Genomic DNA, 25,461 nt, shown 5'->3' with positions numbered 1-25,461 from the left:
AACCCCAAATTGAAATATTGTTAAAATTTTCTCAATGTACTTATATTATTTGTATTTTCAAACAATATTTCTTGCGCCTTCCAGTATCATCAATTAATATTTAGTTACTTATACAAAGGAGGCTACAACAATGTTTTGGGACAATCACATGCACTGTAATTTTTCAGGAGACTCCGACGCGTCTCCTATTGATATGATAAACTCTGCAAAAGCAAAAGGCCTGCTAGGTATTACTTTCACAGACCATTTGGATATCGACTATCCTAAGCAGTTTGGATTCTTCGATTTAGATTTAGAGAACTACTATCCTACCCTGCACAAACTTGCCAAGCAGGAATCAACTGATAAATTCACCATATTGAATGGACTAGAGGTTGGCATTCAGCCACATGTTGTTGATAAATGCAATGAAGCTGTTAATGCTCATCCATATGACTTCATAATTGGAAGTACTCACCTTGTGGATAAATGGGACCCATACTTCGACAGCTTTTGGGAACGTGATACAGAAAGCGCTTTGCTAAACCGCTATTACGAATCTATTCTTGAGAACATTACCGCATTTACGAATTTTGATACAGTTGGTCATTTGGATTACGCATTTAGATATGCACGAAACCCAGAGACAAAGCACAACACACATCAACCATATGCAGAAATCATTGATGCCATCCTTCAGCAAATTATAAAGTTAGATAAGGCATTGGAGGTAAACACTGCCGCATTCAGAAAAGGAATGGGTGCTCCTAATCCCGCTCCATCTATTATCAAAAGATACAAAGAATTGGGCGGTAAAATGATTACACTAGGTGCCGACGCACATACTCCCGAGGATGTTGCTGCAGATTTTGATAAGCTACCTGACTTATTAAATGATTGTGGCTTCCATGAATATTATGTATTTAAAAACAGAAAGCCTGAAGCTTATCCATTGAGATAGGCCTCAGGCTTTTTCTTAATCGTTATCTAATTTTAAAAGAGAATTAACAAGTTCCTCGCAAATTTCCAACTCTGACTTACCATCAGTTTCAATTATGATATCAGCTGCAGCAACATATTTCTCTCTTCTTTTAAGCATTAATTCTTCAATAAATTCAACGCTCTTATTATTTTCAATAAGAGGTCTATCATGACTATCCTTTACTCTTTCAAGTATTGTCTCTGGCTTTGCGGTTAAAAGAACAACACGTCCATTCTTCTTCATCTCCTGGACGTTTACATCACGCATTGGTGTACCACCACCACATGAAATTACAACATTACGCTTTGACTGCATTTCCTTCAATAGGTTTGTCTCGGCATTTCTGAAGTGCTCTTCTCCATATACCTCAAAAATATCAGAAATAGACATGCCCTCTCTATCAGAAATAACCTGATCCATCTCTACCACTTCCATGGCAAAGCATGTGCTCAAATAATCAGAGATTGTAGTTTTACCTGCTCCCATAAATCCGATTAGTACAATATTGTAATTAAACAAATGTCTAGCTTGAATACGCTTGGCATTTTTAACTATCGAACTATAAATGTCCTTTACTTCCTTGCCGTGACGTTTCCCTTCCAAGCTCTTGTCTAACCAGCGGTCTCTTTTTTCATCCTGTTCTGGCTGTAAAATCTGCAAACCATTCTCTTCTTTGTATGCCATAATTTCCTCAACAATGGCATTTCTCATAAGCAGTGCATTAAGAATAATTTCGTCGTTCTGAGCAAGATGCTCTCTTAACATTTTGAGCTGTTCCATGTCTTATTCCCCTTTGATACCTTGTTTTGAATAGTATCATACTAAAAAATCAGACAGAAAGAAACAACTTTTTCCTTCTGTCTGATAAATAAATTTTAGATTAAATTAACAAGGAAGTTAAATCTTAAAGAAAATCATGTCTCTCAAGAACCTTGATAATATCACGACCCTCTTCTGTACCTTCGATAATACGACGAGCACGCTTAGAATCACCAATATTGTAAATCTCAACATTTGTGTCTTCAAATGCAGTATTTAACTCATCGATGATAGGTGTGTTAGAGCGCATACCAAGGCAGATGAATCCTAAATCAAAGTCAATATTTTCGATTTCGCCTTCTGGATTCTTAACGATAAACTTGTCGTTGCATACTTCCTGAAGTGCTGTATTTGTCATCTGACGAACATTATACTTAGCCATCTTTGCAGCTGTATCGCACTTTGTGATTGGATCAAGTCCGTTACCAATAATAGGTAACATCTCGATGATAGTAACTTCAGCACCTTTTTCTGTGAAGTACTCCATAACATCAAGACCTACGGCACCGCCACCAACAACAGCAACCTTCTTGCCCTTCATATCCTCTGGATATGTGTCAAGACGCTCAATCATCTTAATAACAGTAGCTACATTTGAATCATCCTTATCAACAAGGTCTAATAATCCCTTGATAGGTGGTAATGTAGGGTTTGAACCTGTAGCATTTACGATGATATCAGGGTTCAAGCTCTTAATCTGATCAACTGTAGTATTGTTGTTCTTAAATATGAAGAGATTTCTTAATTTGCTAGCACGGTTAATCATGTACTTAGGGAAATCAGCAAGTCTCTTCTTGTCAGGAATCTTTGAAATCTGAACAGAAAGACCGCCAAGCTCTGCCTTCTTCTCAAGAAGGAATGTTGTACATCCAACCTCTGCAGCTGTACAAGCAGCTTCAAGACCTGCTGTACCACCACCGATAACTACAACGTTGCAAGGCTTGTTAACCTTTCTCTTGTAGTATTCGTCATTAGCGTTAACAGCTGGGTTTACTGTACAACGAATTGGAAGGTTAAGACCAATTCTGTGGCCTGCACAACCTACGTTACATGAAATACACTTACGAAGCTCATCCTCACGGTTGAACTCTACCTTATTTACCCAGTTAGGATCTGCAATAAGACCACGGCCCATACCGATGATATCAGCATCTCCTCTTTCAAGAATTTCCTCAGCGACCTTAGGATCACGAATATTTCCCATTGTTACACATGGCTTGCCATATTTTTCCTTAACAGCCTTTGCCATGTATGAACGCCATCCATCTGGAAGATAGTTTGCATCAATCTGGAACTGAATAGAACTATTAAGACCAGCAGAAACGTCAAATACGTCTACTTCTTCCTGGAAGTACTGTAAATACTCAATTGCGTCCTCTAGTGTGTTTCCTCCCTCAACAAACTCATCAGCACTAATACGGACAAAAATTGGGAAAAATGGTCCTACCTGCTTTCTTACTTCTTCTACAACAAGCTTTGTAAATCTAGCGCGATTCTCTGGTGATCCGCCAAACTCATCTGTACGCTTGTTAGTTGTAGGTGAAAGGAACTGGCTCAAAAGATATGAGTGACCAGCATGGATTTCAACACAGTCAAAACCGGCTGTCTGTGCACGCTTTGCTGCCTCACCATACTTCTTTACAATATTGTAGATTTCTTCCTTCTCAAGTGGACGTGGAATCTCTCCGCCTGCCTTTGATGGAATATCTGATGCAGAAACTGGCTGCTCTCCTGTACGAGCAGAAACAGCTGATGCACCAGCGTGGTTAATCTGAATACCTACACAAGCGCCATGCTTATGCATTCTCTCTGTAAAGTAATATAAACGTGGAATGAAATTGTCATGATCAATTCGAAGCTGGGTTGTACCATTAGAACCCTGTGGTGAAAAGACACTAGCATTTTCAACCATTAATAATCCTGTACCACCCTTAGCTCTCTGCTCATAGTAATCAATATGAACAAATGTCATCTCACCATTCTGATCACCGTAGTTAGTTCCCATTGGTGTCATCATGATACGATTCTTAAGTGTCATACGACGAATTGTAAGTGGTTCAAAAATGTGTGGATACTTATTTCTCATTATAGAATGCTCCTATTTACAAACAAAATTTACGTGATAAGAGCTGTCAAGATGAAAAGCGGGCATGCTTTCCTTTTTTATAAGAAAAGTATAATCCCGCTTTAATATCAAAATCCAATTCATTTTTTGTAATTAATTAGTGCATAGAATGTACCAATATGAAGTCAATCATACGTTTTACGGCAGGCATCTGATATCGCCCCTTCATGTATGCCATATAAACAGTGTGTGAAAGACTATATTCTGTGGAAAGCTTCTTTATTATAACGTCATCTCTGTGAATGCTGTCTACATCAGCAACCAATGCAATTCCAAAGTTGGCTGCAACAAGAGCTGCTATACCATTTTCATCAGGTGATTCACAGATAAAGTTAGGCTCAACCTTGTTCTGCAAAAAGAAGTCCCTGGTCAAACGACCTAAGCCTGATTTGCGTGTGTATCCCAAAACAGGGTATTTTTCAAAAATTGATGCATCTAAGGTATCGTTTTCTTCCAATGGATGTCCCTTAGGAATAATAACCACCAGTTCCTGTTGTAATATAGGAATAAACTTGATATTTGGCTCATCCTTCACAAAGGAACCAAATATAATATCGTAGTTACCTGACTTTAAACCTTCTATATTTTTAGAAGTGATATCCTGATGGAAATTGAATGTTACTTCGCTATTTTTATCTTCTAATAGGAAAGCTCTACAAACATTCGGAATAAACGAACCAGCAAGTGGAGCCACATATGCTAAATCAATATGCCCTCCTGAACCTGTCAATTGATGCATTTTTCGATCAGCCAAATTGATTTCATTTAGAATTCTATCAACGTGCTCATAAAAAATATCTCCTGTTTTGGTCAAAACTACGTTGCGTCCAGTTCTTTCAAATAAGACTACTCCCAGCTCTGATTCAAGGGCATTTATTGAGCGGCTAAGGGATGGTTCTGATATATGAAGCTTTTCTGCAGCCTGATTGAAATGCTGTAATCTAGCGGCCTCATAAAAATACATCATTTGATTTAGAGTCATAGTTCTCCTCTCTCTGTTTTGCACAATATAATTGTTGTATTTTCATTACTTATTATCAATTTTACCACAATTGATAGCTAAAAGCTATTAATAATATGCAATAGAAGTATTGGAATTATACAGTAATACACATTAAAATATATGTATAAAGACTGTTAAGATTTTAACAAAGGGCATGCAAAATCTTAAAGAATTTATGGAGGAATTAAAATTATGGCAGAAAGAATTACAGGACACACAGAGCTTATCGGACTTATGGCTTATCCAATCAGACACTCAAGCTCACCAGCTATGCACAATGAAGCATTTGCATATCTTGGTCTCGATTATGCTTATCTCGCATTTGAGGTAGATAATAGCACACTCGAGGATGCTGTAAAAGGTATCAGAGCACTTAAGCTTGTAGGCTCAAACGTTTCTATGCCTAACAAGACTGTAGTAGGTAAGTATCTTGATAAGTTATCTCCTGCTGCTGAGCTTTGCGGAGCTGTAAACACAATCGTAAATGAGAACGGTGTTCTTACAGGTCACATCACAGACGGTATCGGTTACATGCAGTCACTTAAGGACTACGATATCGATGTTATCGGAAAGAAAATGACAATCGTTGGTTGCGGCGGTGCTGGTACTGCTATCCAGATTCAGGCTGCACTTGATGGCGTTAAAGAAATGTCTATCTTCAACGTAAAGGATGCTTTCTGGGATAACGCTCAGGAAACAGTAAACAAGATCAACGAGAGAACAAACTGCAAGGCTACACTTTATGACTTAGCAGACCTTGATGCTCTTAGAAGAGAAATCGCTGATTCTTACCTTCTTGCAAACGCAACAGGTATGGGTATGAAGCCACTTGAGGGCCAGACATGGTTACCAGATACTTCATATCTTCGTCCAGACCTTATCGTAACTGATACAGTTTACGCACCAGCAAAGACAAAGTTCCTTGAGATGGCTGAGGAAGTTGGATGTAAGAGAATGAACGGTTTTGGAATGATGTTATTCCAGGGCGCTGCAGCATTCAAGCTTTGGACAGGCAAAGAAATGCCAATCGAACACATGAAAGAAGTACTTGGAATTAAGTACGAGTAAATTTAAGGAGAAAAATATGAACAAGAAATATTTTCCAGCAGCTTTAATTCTTTATTTGAATTACTTTATTCACGGAGTTGGTTGCTCAATCTTAGGACAATCAGTTATTAAGGAAGCTCTTGCTACTAGCTGGGGCGTAGAGGTAATGTCAATCACTGCTATTTCAGCAGCACTTGGTCTTGGTAGACTTATTGCTCTTCCATTCGCAGGCCCTCTTTCAGATAAGTTAGGCCGTCGTATTTCAGTTATGATCGGTGGAGCTTCATATGCTATCTACCTCATCGGTCTTGCTATGGCATTCAACGCTGGTGTTAACGGCGGATACCAGATTGCATACATTTGCGCAATCGTTGGTGGTATTGCAAACTCATTCCTTGATACTGGTATTTACCCAGCTGTTGCTGAGATTATCAGCGATGCTCCTGGTGTAGCTACAATGGGAATTAAGTTCTTTATCGCTATTTCACAGATGTTACTTCCATTCTTCCTTGGAATGACAGTTGCAACAAACGCAGCAGGTCTTGTTTCTTACAACAGACTCTTCTATATTTGCGGCGTTGCTTACATCGTATTACTTGTACTTATCCTTATCCTTCCACTTCCAGATTCAGATGCAGCTGCAGCTGAAAAGAAGGAAGGTCTTATCGATAGCTTAAAGCACACTCACTTCTCTATCGAGTCAGTTGCTATGATTCTTATCGGTTTCACATGTACAGGTACATTCCAGCTATGGCTTAACTGTGCACAGAACTTTGCTAAGACAAATGTTGGTTGGGAAGATCCTTCAATCATGCAGACATACTACTCAATGGGTACAATCCTTGCTCTTATCGTTACTGCTCTTCTTACACGTAAGATTAAGGACGTTCGTTTCATCGTTGCATACCCAGTTATCTGTCTTGTAACATTGATTTTAGTTCTTTCAGCTCCTTCAGTTGGATTATGTAAGGTTGCAGCATTCGTTATCGGTTGGGCTGGTGCCGGCGGACTTCTTCAGATTGCTACATCAGTATGTAACATGCTCTTCCCTAAGATTAAGGGTACAGTTACAGCACTTGTAATGATTGCTTCATCACTTTGCAACTACACAATCCTTACAGCTGCTTCACAGATGACACCATCAGGCGTTATGGTTATGAACATCGTACTTACAGCTGTTGGTGTATTACTTGGATTATTTGTAAATCTTAGATACACTAAGATGGTAGAGGCAAATTCATAAAACAGAGGAAAATAATATGAATACAGTAAAAGTTAGAAATGTTGTTATTGGCGAAGGTGTACCAAAGATTTGCGTGCCTATCGTTGGAAAAACAAAAGAAGACATTCTCGCAGCAGCTGCTTCATTCAACGGCGTTGCACATGATGTAGTTGAATGGCGTGTTGACTGGTTTGATGATGTATTTGATTTTTCAAAGGTTGAGGACGTTCTTAAGGATTTAAGAGCTGCTCTTGGCGACACACCTCTCCTCTTCACTTTCAGAACAAGCAACGAAGGTGGAGAAAAATCTATCGAGAAAGATGCTTACGCTACACTTAATAAGAATGCAGCTGCAACTGGTATGGTAGATTTAGTTGATGTAGAAGTTTTCACAGGTGATGATATTGTTAAGGATATCGTTGCTAGCGCTCATGCAAACGGCGTAAAGGTTGTAGCTTCTAATCATGACTTCGACAAGACTCCTGACAAGGACGATATCGTATCTCGTCTTCGTAAAATGCAGGAACTTGGCGCAGATATTCCAAAGATTGCTGTTATGCCTACTTGCAAAAAGGATGTAGTTACACTCCTTGCTGCAACAGAAGAAATGGCAAGCAATTATGCAGATCGTCCAATCATCACAATGTCTATGGCAGGCACAGGACTTGTTAGCCGTCTTTGCGGCGAAGCATTCGGCTCTGCTCTCACATTCGGTGCTGTTGGAAAAGCTTCTGCACCAGGCCAGATGAACGCATCAGACCTTTCTACAATACTTAATCTTATACATGGTTCAATGTAATTATTAAGTCTTATAAGGGCGGTTTGTGCTTAGCACAAATTGCCCTTTAATTTTAAGAATTTAGTGTAAATATTCTGAATTATTTTAACTTTACTTTGCTAAAGTATTTCATAATGTTTATACTTATATCATACAAACTAGCCAAAGGGGTACCATTATATGACGGGAATCAAACGTATTTTTTTCTTTGTAGACGAATACCTTGAAGAATTCATCATGGTCGTTCTTCTTATTGCAATGAGTGTCATTATGGGCATTCAGATTTTCTGCCGCTACATTCTAGGCGCTTCTCTCTCTTGGTCAGAAGAAATCACTAGATATCTATTTATCTGGTCAGCATTTTTCAGTGTAAGCTTATGCACCAAAAAATGTATTTCAATTAAAATCGACCAGTTCATCCGAAATCTCAAGCCAAGAAAAAAGGCATCCGTTAAAGTATTAAATCTTACAGTAGAATTTGTTTTCTTTGTATATTTAATACCTTTTGCATACAGGTACCTTATGGCAACTATAGAAAGCGGTCAGGTTTCTCCTGCCTGCGGAATTCCTATGTATTACGTACAGTCAGCTCCACTTGTGTGCTTCACACTATGTGCTATCCGCATCTTAGAAAGATGGTTTTTAGAGTGGCATAATGTCATCCATCAGGAAGAGCTTAAGGATTGGCCATCTCACTTGGCAGAGCTTGAAAGACGTGCAAATCTCAAGAATTCTATGAGTAATCTCCTTTCACAGGAAAACTTTAATAAAGAAATACTCGAACATGACAATACCAGCAACAAGGAAGGAGGAAATTAAGCATGAGCGCAATCACTGTACTTATTCTTTTTGTAATTTGCTTAATTATAGCCATTCCTGTATCAATCTCACTTGGTATAGTTGCTGTACTTCCAGGAGCATTTGATCCTTCATTTACTGCAAGTGCCAGCTATGTAATCCGTTCCATGGTGGGCGGTATCGACAGCTTCCCTCTTCTTGCAGTTCCAATGTTTGTTTTATCAGGAATCATTATGGCTCACGGTCAGATTTCCAAAAAGTTATTTGACGTGTTCTCATATTTTATTGGTAAGAAAACTGCAGGCGTTCCATGTGCTGTAATCATCACATGCCTTTTCTATGGTGCCATTTCCGGTTCAGCTCCAGCAACAGTTGCTGCCGTTGGCTCCATGACTATCCCTCTTCTACTGAATATGGGATATGATAAAAAGTTTTCTACAGCAATTGTCGCTGTAGCCGGTGGACTTGGTGTTATCATTCCACCTAGTATTCCTTTTATTATGTATGCAATGGCCTCCGGCGAATCAGTAGGCAACCTGTTTATTGCAGGTATCATTCCTGGAATCCTTATAAGCGTGCTTTTAATGCTTTACGCTTACATTCACTGCAAATGCTGCGGGGAAGATAAAGAAAAGATTAACGCTGAAATCGACGCACTTCATGCAAAGGGATTTGGAAAAATCTTCAAAGACAGCTTCTTTGCAATACTTAGCCCAATCATCGTACTTGGTTGTATTTATGCCGGCATAGCATCACCTACAGAAGCTGCCGTTATCTCAGTATTTTATGCATTAGTTGTCAGCTTATTTGTTTACAAGACAATTCGCATTTCCGATATATGGAATATTTTTGTGGAAGCAATGAAAACTTACGCACCAATCCTTTTCATTCTTGCTGCATCCACAGCATTCTCACGAGTGCTTACTTTAATGCAGGTGCCACAGCTTGTCAGCGGATATATTCTGGATAATTTTACCAACAAGATTATCCTTTTACTTGTAATCAACCTATTCCTTCTCATCGTAGGAATGGTTATGGATACAACTCCTGCCATCCTCATTTTATCTCCTATCCTGCTTCCTATTGTTCAGGCTGTAGGCATGGATGGCATTCACTTCGGTATTATGATGGTTGTTAACCTTGCAATCGGATTTGTAACACCTCCAATTGGTGTAAATCTTTTCGTTGCAAGCTCACTTACAGATGTGCCTGTTATGGATATTGCTAAGAAGGCAATGCCTATGATTTTAATGTTCTTAGTTGCTTTGTTACTTATCACATTCATTCCAGCCATCAGCTTAGTTCTTTTATAAACCGTATCAGGAGAAACAATATGAGATTTAAACAACTACTAGCTTTATCAACATCATTAATGATTGTTTTATCATTTACATCTTGCGGAACATCCACAGCTGTATCTGAAACCCAGACTTACGCTTGGCCTCTTGGCACATCAAGCCCAGAGGATACAGTCACTCAGATATATGCCGAAAAATTTGCTGAAGAAGTATACGAGCTTAGCGATGGCCAAATGGTTATCCAGGTATATCCTAACAGCGTTTTAGGCGGCGATAGGGAGTTGTTGGAATCCTGCAAAGATGGCGATATTCCTTTTATCGTACAAAACACAGCACCTCAGGTTACATTCCTTCCTGATGTTGCTATATTCGATATGCCATGTCTTTTCAGCACAATCGATGATGTCCGAGAAAAGGTAGATAATCCTGAATTTATGGATAAGATATCAGAAGTTTATGTAGAAGGCGGTTATCAATTACTTGGATACGCTGATCAGGGCTTCAGAGTCATGACTACAAACTCTCCTGTATATTCCCTCTCAGACTTCAAGGGACAGAAAATCAGAACAATGGAAAACTCATATCACCTTGCATTTTGGAAGTGCCTTTCAGCCTCTCCTACTCCAATGACTTTCTCCGAGGTATACATTGGATTACAGCAAGGCACAATTGATGCCCAGGAAAATCCATATGAAGTTATTGTTTCAAACAGATTATATGAGCAGCAGGATTATGTTGTTGAAACCAATCACCTGCCTCATTTAATCTCCCTTGTAGCCAGTGATGAGTTTATGAACACTCTGACACCTGAGCAGCAAGAAATAATCAATCAGGCTGCTACAATCGCTACAGAATATGCTCGTCAGCAGTCTGATGACCGTATTGCATCAAGAATCGCTACTATCGAGGAAAGCGGCACAGAAATCATTCCACTTTCCGATGATATAAGAGAACAGATTCGCGAAGCAGCCACTCCTGTTTATGACAGCATAAAAGAAAATGTAGACCCCGAACTATACGAGATCTACACCAAAGGAATCTTATAAATCCAATATGTTACGACTACAAGCCTGAAGTTACTCTGTTCAAAGATATTTCACTTGAGTAACCTCAGAGCTTGATGTCTACATATTGGATTATTTTATTAACTCTTTTGCTTTTGACTTTATTCTAGTAAGTGTATTATCCACGGACTTCTCCGTTTTTCCCAATCTTGCAGCTATTTCTCTATAGTCATAATCCTGCATATATAACTCAAAGACTTGCTTTTCCATAGGAGACAAGGCTTTTTTCAGTCTGTCTATAAGGTCAAGATTCTCCTCAGCCTCGATAACAATCTCAGCAGGATCATCGGTAGTAAATGCAGGCTCTTCTCTCTCCGAGCCATCCTCATCATAAAGTGAAACGTAAGCATTTAATGGCGAATGCTTTTTACGATTGCTGGCCTCGATAGCCTTAATCATCTGGCGATCAATACACATCTGCGCAAAATGGAAGAATGTAACATCCGAGGAAATATCATAGTCGCCAATAGCGCTGAAAAGCCCTATCATTCCCTCTTGAATAAGATCCTCGTTTTCTCCGCCAACCAAAAAGTACTTTTTAGAATTCTTTAAAACAAGAGGCTTATACTTTTCACATATAAAATTCAGGATGGCTTGATCGCCATCCCGATATTTTATGATTAACTCTTCGTCCGATAAATTACTGTATTCTTTGTCTAACGATTTCATAAGCTAAAACTCCACAAGCAACTGATGCATTAAGTGAATCGATATCACCAAACATAGGAATTGATGCAATCATGTCACAGTTCTTTTTAACTAAGTCAGAAACCCCATGTCCTTCATTTCCAATTACAAGGCCGATTGAACCTGTAAGATTAAGGTCGTACATTGTTGTGCCACCCATATCGGCGCATACAAACCACATTCCCTGCTCCTTCAGCTCTTCCATTGTCTTGCTGATGTTTGTAACCTTTGCTACTGGTGTGTAGTTGATAGCACCAGCTGAAGCCTTCGCAACTGTTGCTGTAAGCCCAACTGCTCTGTGCTTAGGAATAACAACACCATGAGCACCAACCTGGTTTGCAGTACGAATGATTGCTCCAAGATTGTGTGGATCCTCGATGTTATCAAGGATGATAAGGAATGGCGCCTCACCTTTAGCCTTTGCACGTTCCATGATTTCATCAAGCTCAACATAGTCATAGCTAGCAGCATATGCAAGAACCCCCTGATGCTTGCCAGTCTCTGAAAGCTGATCTAGTCGCTCCTTCTTAACAAAGCTGATAACTGTGTCTTTGCTCTTCTTTGCTTCTCTAAGTATTGTCTGGATTGGGCCATCCTTGCAGCCTTCCAAAACAAACAACTTATCGATAGTTTTTCCAGATCTAAAGGCCTCTAATACTGCATTACGACCTTCTACAATTCTACTTTCTTCCATTTTTCTAAAACCTACGCTAGTTACGCCTACTAGCTTACTCTTTCTAATAACTATAATTATAGAATATCCAATTCCACGGCTTCCACACCACGTGTCACAAGCTCGCAAATGCGATCCATATCTCCGGTAAGGTAAAGATAACCAAGCACCGCTTCAAAGCCTGTAGCCTCCAGGTAGTCCATTGTGGATGCATTCTTTGCCTTTGTGTGAGGCTTGGAATTGCGGCCACGGCGATACCAGTCAGACTCTGCTTCTGTAAGCTGGTCCATAAGGGCCAATACCATAGCAGCCTGGGTCTGAGCCTTGACTACCTGACTTGCCCTTTGGTGAAGCTTGTTAACGGGCGTATTGCCCTTATTTACAAGGATAGAACGAATGATGATATCAAACACTGCATCGCCAATGTACGCAAGGGTAAGAGGAGAATATGTGCGAATATCCTTTTGTTCTATGCCAAACTGTTCATTAAAATAGCTGTTTAAATCAACTGCCATACTACTCCCTCACGAGTATCCTTAATCTCTACACCTTTTTCTAAAAGCTCTGCTCTGATTGCATCTGCTGTAGCAAAATCCTTTGCTTTCTTTGCTTCTGCACGGCGAGCAATTGCATCATTGATGAATGCTTCAAGCTCAGCATCAACAGATGTTGCACCATCTGATAAAGCCTTCGCATGTCCAATCAAATCAAGTGATAATACCTTATCGAAGCTCTCTACAAGAGCAAGCTTTGTTGCATCGTTTGTATCTGCCTTGAGAGCATCATAAAGAATTGTGATAGCCATTGATGTGTTTAAGTCGTTTGATACTGCCTCAAGGAACTTTGCCTCGTATTCAGCCTTAACAGCCTCATCAACTGCTCCATCATTCTTGAGCTCTGAAACACGCTTTACAAGCTTGTTGTAAGCCTGAACTGTGTTGTCCAAATTCTCCCAAGAGAATACAAGTGGCTTACGATAGTGTGACTGTAAGCAGAATAATCTGTATACAAGTGGGTCATATCCCTTTTCCTGAAGAACAGAAACTGTAAGGATTGCACCCTTTGACTTTGACATCTTACCTGACTGGTCATTAAGGTGATTGCTGTGGAACCAGTAATTGCACCACTTGTGACCAAGATATGCCTCTGACTGAGCAATTTCGTTTGTATGATGTGGGAAGATATTATCAACACCACCACAGTGGATATCAATATATTCACCAAGGTGCTTCATTGAAATGCATGAGCACTCAATGTGCCATCCTGGGTAACCAACGCCCCATGGGCTGTCCCACTTAAGAGCCTGATCCTCGAACTTAGACTTTGTAAACCAAAGAACGAAGTCAGTCTTGTTTTTCTTATTAACATCCTCTTCTACGTCGTCACGAACGCCAACCTCAAGGGCTTCCTTTTCAACTGATGAAGAGAATACGTAATAATCCTCAAGCTTGCTAGTATCAAAGTAAACATTTCCACCAGCTACATATGCATAGCCCTTTTCAAGAAGGACCTCTACCATGTGGATGAACTCTGGAATGCAGTTTGTTGCAGGCTCGATAACATCTGGACGCTTATTTCCAACTGCATCGAAATCCTTGAAGAAAGCATCTGTATAGAACTTTGCAATCTCCATAACTGTCTTGTGCTCACGCTTTGCGCCAGCTACCATCTTGTCCTCACCTGTATCTGCATCAGACGAAAGATGTCCAACATCAGTGATGTTCATAACACGGCGAACATCGTATCCTGCGTACTCTAATGACTTAATAAGAGCATCCTGCATGATGTATGTACGGATATTACCGATATGTGCGAAATGATAAACTGTAGGGCCGCATGTGTACATGCTAACCTTGCCCTCTTCGTTTGACTTAAACTCCTCAACCTGTCTATCTAAAGTATTGTAAAATGTAAATTTTCCTGCCATTACTATTCTCCTCTTTTGCATCCTGCGCATCCTTCGCAGCTACGTCCTGTGTCCATCACTACATTGCTTCCATCATAAAATTCGTAGAGTAAACAGACTGCCTGAGCGCTGATGCCTTCTTCTCTTCCTGTAAAGCCTAAATGCTCCTCTGTAGTAGCTTTGATATTAACCTGGGAAACATCTATACCAAGACACCTAGCTACATTTTCTTCCATCTGCTCAATGAATGGTCGAAGCTTTGGTGCCTGCGCAATAACTGTGGCATCCACATTTCCAACTACATAGCCTTCGTCCATAACAAGCTCACGAACCTCTTCCAAAAGCTTCTGGGAATCAGCTCCCTTGTATTTAGGATCAGTATCTGGGAAATGTGCCCCTATATCCTTAAGCCCTGCTGCGCCAAGAACAGCATCTGATATTGCATGTAAAAGTACATCTGCATCGGAGTGACCTAAAAGACCAAGTGTGTGCTCGATTTTAACACCACCTATGATTAAATCGCGGCCCTCCACAAGCTTATGTACATCATAACCTGTACCTATTCTCATGTTGCCTCCTAATAATATAAAGAAATCTGCACTAGTGGCAGAATATCACCTATCAAACTACTGTATTATAACAAAAAAAGAGGACTATTGATAGTCCTCTTCCATTAATGTATCCATTTTAGCTTTGGTCTGTCTTCTTATCCTTCTTCTTGAAAGAAAACCCCTTTCCTTTCTTTTTTCTAACAAAGAATATAATACATAAAATAATTGCAATAAGAATAAGATAAGGCAATAGATAGATAATAGCTATCACGAAAGCCTGAATAAAAGCTACAAATCCTGCAAATGAGCTACTAAAAGCCTCCACAAAACGATTCCAAGCAGTATCTGCTTTTACTTCGCTATAAGTGGCAACTTCAGTGATGTCGATAGAAACTGTGCTGTAATCTATCTGGTCATCATAAGCTTTCTTTTGAGCTGTGTAGCTTTCAATCTGATACTGAACCTCATTGATGCGATCTTCGATTTCCAGTAAATCCTCCAGATTCTCAGCCTGCTCCTCAAGCTCCTGCAAGCGTTCTAACTTTGTATTTAAGCTTTTTAGTCTAGCCTGTACATCCACATAGCTTGATGTGATATCATCAACACTTTCGCTCTTAGATGCAAGCGAGCCTACTTCTCCTACACTGTTCATAAAAGCATCGTATTTGTCTGATGGAATACGGGCTGTAAAACTAGCGCTCCTGCTGCCATATTCCTCATTACCATATGATGAAGTGCTTTCGAAATAGCCTCCGTTAGATGTAACAAGGTCCTTGATAGCAGCCACATCATCATCAAATGTCTTTGACTCAAGACTGATATAAGATGTGTATATCAGCTTGCGGCTGGTATCATATTCCTCCAAATCTACATCTACTTCACTATCACTCTCGTTGGAGTAGCCAGTCTCTTCATAAGCCTCGTAATCCCCACTGTCGGTTAAGCCAAAGCTATCATATCCAGATGACTTTGATTCGGTAGCTGCAAATTCAGTTGTACCACTTGAATCTGCTCCCCCGCAGGCTGCAGCAAACAGCATCATACTTACAACTACTAGTGCTAATAATCTTTTTCGCATAACCCCCTCCTTATTTAGCTATTAAAAATCAAATCCGTACTGTTCCTCATTATCCCAATAACCTACATTGTTATCGTCATAGAAATGCTCACCAAGTGTAAAGCCTGAATCTGTGACTTCCTCTATGTAAAGTGTCGTATCCATATGTCCTTTGGCTTCGATTCCATTTGAAACTTCATACAAATCTACGCTGATTCCATCATTTACAAGAAGAACGAAATTACCTTCATCATTGTGAATAAAATATCCTGTAATCCAGCTTCCATTGCCGGACTCCTCTTTCAGCTCTTCATCATCTACTCTTAAAATATAGTAGTTCTTGTCAGATTCTTCATCCCAAGTGTTGACTACACTGATGTTTTCAAGCTCACCATCGCCATCAAAATCAACACTGCTATTAAGTCCTGCATTAGAAAGACTAATTACATATGACGCACCTTCAAGGGGAGTATATCTGTCGGCAATTTCATCGTACTCAGAATAAGGAACAGTAAATGAAATCATACCTGCAGCATATGGAGCAAGATCATACTGTTGGAAAATAAATGTAATTCCTAATGTGTCCAAATAAAACTCTGGCTGATATCCATTTGAAAACTGTTCTTCGATTACTTCTTTATAATCAATTACATCATCTTCATATAGGTTTGCTCTAGCCTCTTCTGAAGATGTAGCTATTGCGTTTAATATGTATTCCTTTGATGTTTCTCTGATAGAATCAGCATCTCCCAAATCATCTAATGTGATTTGCTGGCCTGTTCCTACATCAAAGCTAACCCCAGTAAAGGAGCCGCCGCCATGTGCTCCGCCCATATATGTGTAATCATTAAGAATGAAGCTAAGAACCTTATTATCAAGTCGCTTTAAATCTATTGTTATATTATCAGAATACTTCATTTCGTATCCTTCGTCACCCATTTCTTCATTCTGCTGTTTAGCATCTTCGTTCATGCTATCAATGCCAGCATTAAAGTTTGATACTACGCCTGAGAAATAATCATCGATAGCTGCCTTAAGCTCTGGATGATCGTTATCTGTAATCTCAAGGCACTGTACCTGGCCTTCGAAATAATCATAACCCTCAGCCTTGACAGATGTATATGCAATTTCTGGTGCTGAAGCACTAGAATACTCTTTTTCTGTATTCTCTTCCTCCTGTGTCTGCTCTGTAACCTCTGATGTATCTATATTCTGTGAACCTGTATCTTTTGCACAAGCCAACATGGATGTAGCTGTAACCATACAGATTGTAAGCATAGCTATTCTCTTTTTCATTAATCGTTCCTCCGTAATACCTAAAACTCTAAAACTATGTTTAAGTTCAGTATACACATTCTCTGTATTATATCAAGTAGTACAGTAAAGATTTTAGAATTCTTTACATTTACTTTAGAAATACAAAAATAGGATCCCCAAAGCACCCTTAGGGGATCCCATCTTGAAAGGAGGATTTATTGTAATAAAAGAAATAGTAAACTATTTAACTACCAGCCTCTTTGCGCCCTCTGCAGCAAGTGGACTACGAACAGTTTCACTTTCTTCGAAAGTGATTTGAGCACATAGTGTTGAGCCCTTCATTCTTTCTGCCGCAAATGTAAGACCGTTGTTCTTTCTGTCAAGCTTTGGAGAATCAATCTGATCAGGGTCACCAAGAAGAACTACCTTTGAGCCCTTGCCTGCTCTTGTGATGATTTCCAAAATCTGACCAATTGTACAGTTTTGAGCTTCGTCCACGATAATATATGAATTAACCAGTGAACGTCCTCTCATATAAGCCAATGAACAAATCTCAAGGATACCTGTTTCAAACATATCCTCAATTTGAATCTTAATCTGCTCTTTCTCCTCGTTTTGGCCCTTCAAAAGAACCTGCAGGTTATCCATAAATGGAGCAATCAAAGGAGTCATTTTTTCTTCCAAATCACCAGGGAGGAAACCTAAATCATTGTCAGAAAGGGTGTTACTTCTGGTAATCATGATTCGATCGTATCCGTTATGATAATACCCCTGAAGACCTGCTGCCAGCGCAAGGAATGTCTTAGCAGTACCTGCACTACCCTTTAATATAACAAGTGGAAGTACATCTGGGCTTGCTAATAGCGCATACAATGCAAATCGCTGACCTACGTTTCTTGGCTGACAATAAGGTGTATAAAAATCTCTGTCCTTCAGTAAATGCCATCCATCTGTCTTAAATGTATAAAGAGCAGAATTGCTTCCATCCTTGCAAATCCCAAATTCATTTTCTATAAAGCCCTTATTAAAAGGACTTTCGATATCTTCTGGAGTGATATCCCTTCTACCTGTGTAATTCTCATTATCAAGAATCATTTCGTTGTGATAGCCCTGTACAACGCAGCCACACATTGTAGCATTGATTCTCATGGAAATATCATTTGTAACCAGGATTGTCTCTAGCTCAGATTGCTTTGCAATTCCCAGTACACAGTTGATTATTCTATTATCAGGCCTATCAAGAGAAAACTCAGCTGGAATCAGCTTTTCAAATTCAGATTCTTTGGCGATGATAAAAGTACCGCCATTTGGCATCGTAACCCCCTTTGCATAATCGCCTTCAACAGATTCGATGTTTCGAATGCTCTCTCTGGCGCCATAGCCCACTTCCGCAAAAGCAGTTTTCTTTGAATCAAGCTCTTGCAACGTTGTTGTAGTGATGAGAACATTGTTGTCATCAAAACCAAAAAGTGCTGTAGGGCAGTGAATCAAGATGTTTGTGTCTAGTACGTAGTTTTTCTTCATAGGGTCACGCTCCTTTATTAATTTGTATAATCTAATTTTATACCAATTAAGCACTAAGTTCTACAACATTTTGTGCTAAAGTATGTAAACTTTGTGAAAATAGACACCACATCTAGAACTGTCCCAAATAAAAAAACTGGCACTCGAAAGCACCAGTTTTATCATTACATATTGAATAATTCTACCTCTGACATAAATGGAATTGACTGTGCGGCTCCCTGTTTTTTAACTGCAAGAGCAGCTGCCTTAGATGCATTCACAAGCACATCTCTCATAGGCTGTTTTTTAAGAATTCCAGCAATCAAATATCCTGTAAAGGTATCCCCTGCAGCTGTAGTATCCACTGTATCCACATCAAAAGCTGCTTGATACAATTCCTCATCTCCGTGGTGGAAAATAGAACCGCCCTTTCCAAGGGTCAGAACGATTTTTGCATTAGCAAAGCTTGCTTCCATTGCAGCAACTATTGTGCTAGGTGTTGTCTGACCTGTCAGCTGCTGGCCCTCTGTCTCGTTCAAAACAAATATGGAAACCTTTCCCAAATCGCATTCATCTATTATTTCATTCATAGGTGATGGATTTAAAACAATGGTCATTCCTTTCGCAAAGGCCTGATCAATTATATATGGGAGCTCATTTACCTCATTTTGAAGAAGAAGTATGTCACCTGTTTCAAAGTTCTTTAGAACTTCATCCACGTATTCTTTTGTGTTCTTTTGATTTGCACCGCCAAATAAAACTATGCTGTTTTGGCCCGCATCATCCACCTGAATGATGGTGTGGCCACATCTGCCGGTTACAGTTTTGATATAGTCTGTTTTGATGCCGCATTCCTGGCATGCGTCATAAAAATCCAGACCTTCCTCTCCTACCAAACCTGCATGGTAAACAGGCACTCCTGCTCTGGCTAACGCCACAGATTGGTTGAAGCCCTTTCCTCCTAAATGCATCTGCACATCGTTAGAAGAAATAGTCTCTCCTTCCCTGACAATGTGTGGAACCTGATAGGTATAATCTAAATTAAGTGAGCCGAAATTTAATACCTTCATAAGCACCCCCGTAGACAATTAAATATGTCCAACTAATAATAATCCAGCTAAACCATAATATGTAACAACAGCAACCAAATCGTTTACTGTTGTGATAAGTGGACCTGAAGCAACGGCTGGATCCACCTTAATCTTGTGGAAGAAAATTGGAATGATAGTTCCGATAAAGCTTGATACTATCATAGCAATAAAAAGTGAAAATCCAACGATACTTGATATTCTAAAGGCAGCAAACCAAATATAGCCTTTAAATACATGTAAATATAAGGCTATAAAGAATAATGCCAATACACCAAGGATTAATCCGTTTGTACCACCAACTCGCATTTCCTTAAGGACAAATTTGGCCTTTTCAAGACCTGAAATCTCCTCATCCATAAGCACACGAATAGTAACAGCCAGTGACTGTGTTCCAACGTTTCCTGCCATATCAAGAATCAATGACTGGAACACAACAACGATTGCAACTGATGCAACTACTTTATCAAAAATACCGATAACTGAGCTTGTTACAAGACCAAGGCCAAGTAAAAGCAACAACCATGGAATACGCTTTTTTATACTCTCTGGCAAGCTCTCATTTAAATCTTCCTCTGCAGTCAAACCAGCCAACTTAGCGTAGTCTTCACCCATCTCATCATCTACGGCCTCGATGATATCCTGAGATGTGATAACACCAATGATTTCATCATTTGGATTAAGAACTGGAATAGAATCCTCAGCGTAATCCTTCAAATCTTCGATTGTATCAGCAATCATTGCGTCAGCCTTTACGCTTGGATAGCTATGACTGATGATATCGTCCAATGGGGTGTAATCGCGAGCTAAAATAAGATCACGAAGCTCGATAGCACCGTAATATTTCTTGTCCTCGTCCTCAACATAAATAGTGTTGATGTTGTCGTTGTCCTTTGACTGAGAAATCAGCGAACGCATTGCCTGCTTAACAGTGAAGTTCTTTGCGATAACGATGAAGTTGGTAGTCATCATGCTACCGATTTCATCCTCATCGTAAGAATTAATCAGTCGTACATCGGCAGATGCATCCTTATCCATGAGGGCGATAAGCTTTTCTCTCTCTTCCTCATCCTCGATATCTTCCAAAGCATCAACCGCATCATCGGCATCCATGTTTTCCAGGACGTCAGCAGCCTGCTCTGGTGTAATCTCTGCTAAATATTCACCTACATCTTCAATATATGGGAAAATCTCTGATAGACGCTCAGCTCCCAAGATATCGAACAACCTTCTACGGTCTTCCGGCTCCAGCGCCTCATACGCTTCGGCGATATCATTTTCATGATAATCGTCCAGAGCCTCCATAAGCTCCTCTGCGCTGATATTAGAACGTAGCAGGTCGATGATTTCTTGTAACTTGATGTCCTCTAATAAATCCTTTGTTTCCATGTTACTTTCTCCGCTATAAAAAAAGAATGTCATGTCTGATTTAGATGACGATGACATTCCTTACTTACATGAAAACAAAGCTCTTTTGATATTAACAAAAAGAACAGCTAATCATATGTATAAAAAATGTCTCGTCGCAGCATAATCGCCCATGACTGTCTGATTTATCCATAGCTGTTCTCCTTTCTTTAATTTGAATTAATTGTTTGAATTTTACATAAAAAACATAACATAAAAAACAAGACTTTGTAAACCCCATTTAACAAAGTTTTTCAACCATTTCTCTATTAAATACTACTGATTTTACACCATCAACTTCTATCTGATATAAAGCGTTTGCTGCAAGGTGCTCTGCGGCCTGTTCTACGTTTCTGATTCCTGTTGAAATTACAAACTTTTCCATAACAGCATCAAGTCCGTCTTCGGTTACCTGACACTCTTCCGGACTCATTCCAATACGTTTTAAAACCTTTGGCAATGAGAATCTGCGGAAGATTTCTTTCTTCTCCTCCACTGTATAATCCGGAATATCAATTACTGCAAATCTGGACATAAGTGGTGCAGAAATATCAGCCTTAACATTTGCTGTAGCGATTGGATAAACACCCATAGTTGGAATCATACATTCCATATAATTATCTGTGAAACCAAGGTTATCAAGAAGGGTCAAAAGTACATCCGCCGGATTGCCGTTCCCCTTGCCGGAATTTGCTTTGTCCAACTCATTAATGATAAACACCAGATTGCTTGTGCCGGAATTTGCAAAAGCTTCCATAATGATGCCTGGCTTAGCATTAGAATAAATTCGTGAGCTACCAGTAAGCTGCTCAGGGTCATTGATTGAACTCATATCAAGAGTTGTCCATGGCAATTTCAGAATACGTGCTACCGCATATGCGATTTGAGATTTACCAACTCCAGCTGGCCCACACAAAAGCAAGCCATAGCTTGGCAAGGTATGAGTACGATTAACCTGAATTACAGTCTCCATAATTCGCTGCTTCACTGATTCAAGACCGTACAATTCCTCATCAAGAATTCGTCTTGCCTCAACCGGATCAATGGCCTCAAAATAATCACTCTTCCACTGGATACTTGTCATGATTGAAAGAGCTCTTTGAGCATGACGTCTCTCCTCAATTGTAACCTCAGCAGATTTTGCTACAGCCAGATTTCTTCTAGCCCAAAGGCGAATATTATCAGGAAATGTTCTGCCAGCGCAGGTAATAAAATCGGTGATAGACTGAATGCTGGTAAGCTTCATATCATCTCCATCTTCTGCATCCTCCTCATCCAGCTCTTCCTCTGAAGGTGGATTAGATGAAAAAAGACGTTCCATCATAAACTGTAGGAAGCCATCCTCTGATGATAGTTTTCCGTTTCCTGTTGATGTCTCACGAATTTTATAAACTGCATAGCCGTCCTCAGTGTTTGCACCGGAAAGTCTAACTGGAATGTGATTCTCTCCAAGCCATCCAATCAAGCTGACAAAACGAGAATCCACTCGCAATATATCCTTTGAAATAACCCCATCTGCAAGCTCAGCTTCAAAGCTACTTCTAGCAATAGGATTTGTAAACACACCATTTACATGATGGCCCAGCTTGCCATCCTTATCTTCTATTATAATAATAGGCTTTTCTGGACTAGCCTGAGGCTCATCAGATTGAAAAGTAGTGTATGTCTTCACTGCCTCGCTGTTGTCTTTTTCTTCCTGTGCAAAATCAAATACTGGCATTTTTCTCTCCTTAAACTCCATTTTTATCTTTTTGATTGTAGCAAAACTCTTTAGCATGGTAAAGAGTTCTCAGAAAGAATCTTGCAAGTATACTTGCATTCTATTTTTGATTTAGAGGCCATATTTTGCTATTGCATAAAAAATGTGGATAACTCTCCAAAATTTATCTTAAAATTCGATAAGTTATCCACATGTTATCTTTCAACAATATGATATTAATTATTTGATAATAATCAGATGATTATAAATATTTCTTTTGCTCTGTAAAGCCTCGTCCTTTAACCTCTGAAACACGACTTACAATAATAAATGCTTCTGGATCTATTTCATGAACAAGCTGCTCAGTCTTTGCAAGCTCTCTTGCTGTTACAATTGAAAGAGTGATTTCAGTATCCTTACCAAGGTAGCCTGTACGACCATACATCACAGTAACACCGCGGTCGATATCCTGAAGAATTGCTCTACGAATATCGTCGCTTTTCTTGCTGACAACCTTAATCTGAGTTCTCGCCTTTCCAAGGATAAGCATTCTATCAAGAGTGTTTGTATATATAATTACAAGGATTATTCCATAAAGCACTAAAGTCTTTTCTGTAAATAAAGCCTGCAATACTAAAATGCAAATATCAAATACCCACATAGCACCTGAAATAGGGGTTCCAAAGAACTTGTTTAGTACTATAGGTGGAATATCCATTCCGCCAGTGGATGCGCCTGTACGAATAACTATTCCCAGGCTGACACCTATTAAAAGTCCACCAAACACAGTGCAAAGCACTATATCATCAGTAGGCCTAAAATAAACTGCAAGTATTTCCGCTATATGAAGTTCTACTGGAAAACAGAAAGTTGAAAGTAATGAATTGGCCGCAAACCTGCGCCCCATCACCTTCCATCCGATAAGGAATAGACATGTGTTTATTACAAAAACTACATGAGGGACCTTCCAACCAAGCATATGGTGAAAGAACAATGCTATACCGGTGCCTCCGCCAGTAATTAAGCCAGATGGCTCAATAAAAAAAGCAACTCCCAAGGCATAAATAAAATTTCCAAGTACTACAATCAATGCTGTCTTTAATATCTGCTTCATTTCACACCTGTTTTGAATTAATTTAATTGCGATTATATCTTTCGCAACAGGTTGGATTGTACACCATTTGCGGACATTTGTCAGCACAGCACGGTAACGCATTAGCAGACTAAAGTGCCTATAAAAAAATAAAGCTAGAATGTTACGACTACATGCTAGCTTTATTAATTATCATCCACTTACTTATCAAACTTTAGGAAGTGCATTCGTCCATCTTCCTTCTTGACCTCGCGCTGAGGCTTCTCTCCTACCTCCGGGTTGAAGAAAACACCCTTGAGGCTGTTGGTGCGAGAACGAATGCAATCTGGGCAATAGCGTCCGTAGCGGATGCTGCAGCCACAGCTTTCGCACTGCACATATACAGGGCTTCCCTCTGGAATCTCCAGACGGCCTTGGCGAAGCATACCATTGATAATATCAACTGGCACACCAGTGTGTTCTGAAATGATGATAGCTGGTGTGGCACCATGCTCATCGATATATTCCTTGACTCTGCCGAAATCATCGATTTCTTGATTGCCACAATCAAAACATTCGTATCGGCCTCCTCCGATATAGCGGATGCGACCTTTACATTTTGAACATCTATTAGGTTTTCTCTCAAGAAATTCCTTGGTGAATTTCTCTTGTTCAGCCTTTGTTCCCATTTAAAATCCTCTTATAAATCAAAATCGTTTGTGATGCTCTCGTCAAGAGCTACAGTATCAGCTCCTGCCCCTTCAAGCCCCTCTCTGATAAGTTTCCAGTTCTTTAAGAACCAAACTGTCTGAGCTGGGTGCTTGTATAAAGAAAGCATCTGTGCGCCCTCGTACTTGTATGGGTATACTAAAGGTATGTTGCTTGGTCTAGCTGTAGTAAAAAACAAAACATTCTTATATAAATGCTTTGTGATTGCATTTGGAGTAACGCAGTAGAAAATGTTCTCTCCAAAATCGGTAGAGTACCAAAACTTCATGCTAGCTTGATCTACATCCGAAGGCTCCATACCAGTAACCTCGAATTCATCTACACGAAGCGACTTCATTTCAAAGTCCTCTTCGTCATCCTCTTTTGCTTTTTTAACGGCATCCTTCCATTTTTTGGCTTCTACAGGATTCATCAAGCCTGCAAAGAATCTGTTTTCTTTTTCCGCCTTTTCTGAATCCTCTTCACTCTCGCTAGGATCCCTGCCTGTCTTTAACCAATAATTAATTGTATTAAGATTATTTGTAAGTAATCTCACATGTGGTGCGTACTGTTTGTCCATTTGCACCATCAGCTTAAGGTAGTATTCAAATTCTTCTCTTGCCGCCTGCAAAGCGTTCTTTCTTTTAAAGTAGAAAGGCAAACCTACAAGAGCAGAAATGCCTACAATAATAACACAAATATTAACTGCAACCCAATTCATAAATCATTTACTCCAAG

General features: G+C 39.6%; 24 protein-coding genes. 7 read left to right on the top strand and 17 right to left on the bottom strand.

What is annotated here, in order from left to right:
- Positions 1-130 precede the first annotated feature (130 nt).
- Positions 131-940 (top strand): histidinol-phosphatase HisJ family protein, encoded by an 810-nt coding sequence (locus T375_RS01030; protein WP_044933917.1) that lies wholly within the window; start codon positions 131-133, stop codon positions 938-940.
- Positions 941-955: 15 nt separating this feature from the next.
- Here the strand turns inward: T375_RS01030 and T375_RS01025 are convergent, their stop codons facing one another.
- From T375_RS01025 to T375_RS01015, 3 genes are all read right to left on the bottom strand, one after another.
- The gene (locus tag T375_RS01025) at positions 956-1,741 is read right to left on the bottom strand and encodes a shikimate kinase (RefSeq protein ID WP_044933915.1); all 786 of its coding nucleotides are present in this window, start codon (positions 1,739-1,741) and stop codon (positions 956-958) included.
- 124 nt (positions 1,742-1,865) lie between these two features.
- Positions 1,866-3,866 (bottom strand): oxidoreductase, encoded by a 2,001-nt coding sequence (locus T375_RS01020; protein WP_044933913.1) that lies wholly within the window; start codon positions 3,864-3,866, stop codon positions 1,866-1,868.
- Between the two features lie 136 nt (positions 3,867-4,002).
- Positions 4,003-4,887, bottom strand: coding sequence for a LysR family transcriptional regulator (locus tag T375_RS01015; RefSeq protein WP_044933912.1), 885 nt, complete (start codon positions 4,885-4,887; stop codon positions 4,003-4,005).
- Positions 4,888-5,100: 213 nt separating this feature from the next.
- On the opposite strand from T375_RS01015, the gene T375_RS01010 reads away from it, so the two are divergent.
- From T375_RS01010 to T375_RS00985, 6 genes are all read left to right on the top strand, one after another.
- A complete protein-coding gene (locus T375_RS01010) occupies positions 5,101-5,976 on the top strand; it encodes a shikimate dehydrogenase (RefSeq protein WP_044933910.1) in 876 nt (291 codons plus the stop codon).
- A gap of 16 nt (positions 5,977-5,992) precedes the next feature.
- On the top strand, positions 5,993-7,198 hold the full coding sequence (locus T375_RS01005) for an MFS transporter (protein ID WP_044933908.1): 1,206 nt from the start codon (positions 5,993-5,995) through the stop codon (positions 7,196-7,198).
- Between the two features lie 16 nt (positions 7,199-7,214).
- Positions 7,215-7,976 (top strand): type I 3-dehydroquinate dehydratase, encoded by a 762-nt coding sequence (gene aroD, locus T375_RS01000; protein WP_044933906.1) that lies wholly within the window; start codon positions 7,215-7,217, stop codon positions 7,974-7,976.
- Positions 7,977-8,135: 159 nt separating this feature from the next.
- Entirely contained in the window at positions 8,136-8,774 is a 639-nt protein-coding gene (locus tag T375_RS00995; protein WP_330371721.1) for a TRAP transporter small permease, read from the top strand.
- A 2-nt stretch (positions 8,775-8,776) separates the two neighbouring features.
- The gene (locus tag T375_RS00990; protein WP_044933904.1) at positions 8,777-10,066 is read left to right on the top strand and encodes a TRAP transporter large permease; all 1,290 of its coding nucleotides are present in this window, start codon (positions 8,777-8,779) and stop codon (positions 10,064-10,066) included.
- Positions 10,067-10,125: 59 nt separating this feature from the next.
- A complete protein-coding gene (locus T375_RS00985) occupies positions 10,126-11,097 on the top strand; it encodes a TRAP transporter substrate-binding protein (RefSeq protein WP_081821950.1) in 972 nt (323 codons plus the stop codon).
- A gap of 90 nt (positions 11,098-11,187) precedes the next feature.
- Here the strand turns inward: T375_RS00985 and T375_RS00980 are convergent, their stop codons facing one another.
- The 14 genes from T375_RS00980 to T375_RS00915 form a co-directional block, all read right to left on the bottom strand.
- Positions 11,188-11,784: a sigma-70 family RNA polymerase sigma factor gene (locus T375_RS00980; protein WP_044933900.1), complete on the bottom strand. Its 597-nt coding sequence runs from the start codon at positions 11,782-11,784 to the stop codon at positions 11,188-11,190.
- Complete coding sequence (gene rlmB, locus T375_RS00975) at positions 11,756-12,496, bottom strand: 23S rRNA (guanosine(2251)-2'-O)-methyltransferase RlmB (protein WP_033153880.1); 741 nt, start codon at positions 12,494-12,496, stop codon at positions 11,756-11,758. The genes T375_RS00980 and rlmB overlap by 29 nt, the downstream gene beginning before the upstream one ends.
- Before the next feature lie 56 nt (positions 12,497-12,552).
- Complete coding sequence (locus T375_RS00970; protein WP_044933898.1) at positions 12,553-12,990, bottom strand: Mini-ribonuclease 3; 438 nt, start codon at positions 12,988-12,990, stop codon at positions 12,553-12,555.
- Positions 12,975-14,402 carry a cysteine--tRNA ligase gene (cysS, locus tag T375_RS00965; RefSeq protein WP_044933896.1) on the bottom strand — a complete coding sequence of 476 codons (1,428 nt, stop codon included), beginning with the start codon at positions 14,400-14,402 and terminating at the stop codon, positions 12,975-12,977. The genes T375_RS00970 and cysS overlap by 16 nt, the downstream gene beginning before the upstream one ends.
- Positions 14,403-14,404: 2 nt before the next feature.
- On the bottom strand, positions 14,405-14,950 hold the full coding sequence (ispF, locus tag T375_RS00960; protein WP_044933894.1) for a 2-C-methyl-D-erythritol 2,4-cyclodiphosphate synthase: 546 nt from the start codon (positions 14,948-14,950) through the stop codon (positions 14,405-14,407).
- Positions 14,951-15,068: 118 nt separating this feature from the next.
- On the bottom strand, positions 15,069-16,010 hold the full coding sequence (locus T375_RS00955) for a DUF4349 domain-containing protein (protein ID WP_049960229.1): 942 nt from the start codon (positions 16,008-16,010) through the stop codon (positions 15,069-15,071).
- 21 nt (positions 16,011-16,031) lie between these two features.
- Complete coding sequence (locus tag T375_RS00950; RefSeq protein WP_044933892.1) at positions 16,032-17,285, bottom strand: DUF3298 and DUF4163 domain-containing protein; 1,254 nt, start codon at positions 17,283-17,285, stop codon at positions 16,032-16,034.
- 201 nt (positions 17,286-17,486) lie between these two features.
- The gene (locus T375_RS00945; protein ID WP_044933890.1) at positions 17,487-18,770 is read right to left on the bottom strand and encodes a PhoH family protein; all 1,284 of its coding nucleotides are present in this window, start codon (positions 18,768-18,770) and stop codon (positions 17,487-17,489) included.
- A gap of 164 nt (positions 18,771-18,934) precedes the next feature.
- Complete coding sequence (locus tag T375_RS00940) at positions 18,935-19,819, bottom strand: ribokinase (RefSeq protein WP_044933888.1); 885 nt, start codon at positions 19,817-19,819, stop codon at positions 18,935-18,937.
- An 18-nt stretch (positions 19,820-19,837) separates the two neighbouring features.
- Positions 19,838-21,226 carry a magnesium transporter gene (mgtE, locus tag T375_RS00935; RefSeq protein WP_044933886.1) on the bottom strand — a complete coding sequence of 463 codons (1,389 nt, stop codon included), beginning with the start codon at positions 21,224-21,226 and terminating at the stop codon, positions 19,838-19,840.
- A gap of 259 nt (positions 21,227-21,485) precedes the next feature.
- Positions 21,486-22,964, bottom strand: coding sequence for an AAA family ATPase (locus tag T375_RS00930; protein ID WP_044933884.1), 1,479 nt, complete (start codon positions 22,962-22,964; stop codon positions 21,486-21,488).
- A gap of 241 nt (positions 22,965-23,205) precedes the next feature.
- Positions 23,206-24,057: a YitT family protein gene (locus T375_RS00925; RefSeq protein WP_044933882.1), complete on the bottom strand. Its 852-nt coding sequence runs from the start codon at positions 24,055-24,057 to the stop codon at positions 23,206-23,208.
- Between the two features lie 179 nt (positions 24,058-24,236).
- A complete protein-coding gene (locus T375_RS13030; protein WP_049960228.1) occupies positions 24,237-24,704 on the bottom strand; it encodes a hypothetical protein in 468 nt (155 codons plus the stop codon).
- Between the two features lie 11 nt (positions 24,705-24,715).
- A complete protein-coding gene (locus T375_RS00915) occupies positions 24,716-25,444 on the bottom strand; it encodes a hypothetical protein (protein WP_044933880.1) in 729 nt (242 codons plus the stop codon).
- Positions 25,445-25,461 lie beyond the last annotated feature (17 nt).

The sequence above is a fragment of the Pseudobutyrivibrio sp. LB2011 genome (genome assembly GCF_000701765.1).
In the GTDB taxonomy this organism is placed as follows: Bacteria; Bacillota; Clostridia; order Lachnospirales; family Lachnospiraceae; genus Pseudobutyrivibrio; species Pseudobutyrivibrio ruminis.
Note: the sequence above shows the minus strand (reverse complement) of the source record. Positions and strands in the feature narration are given on the sequence as shown.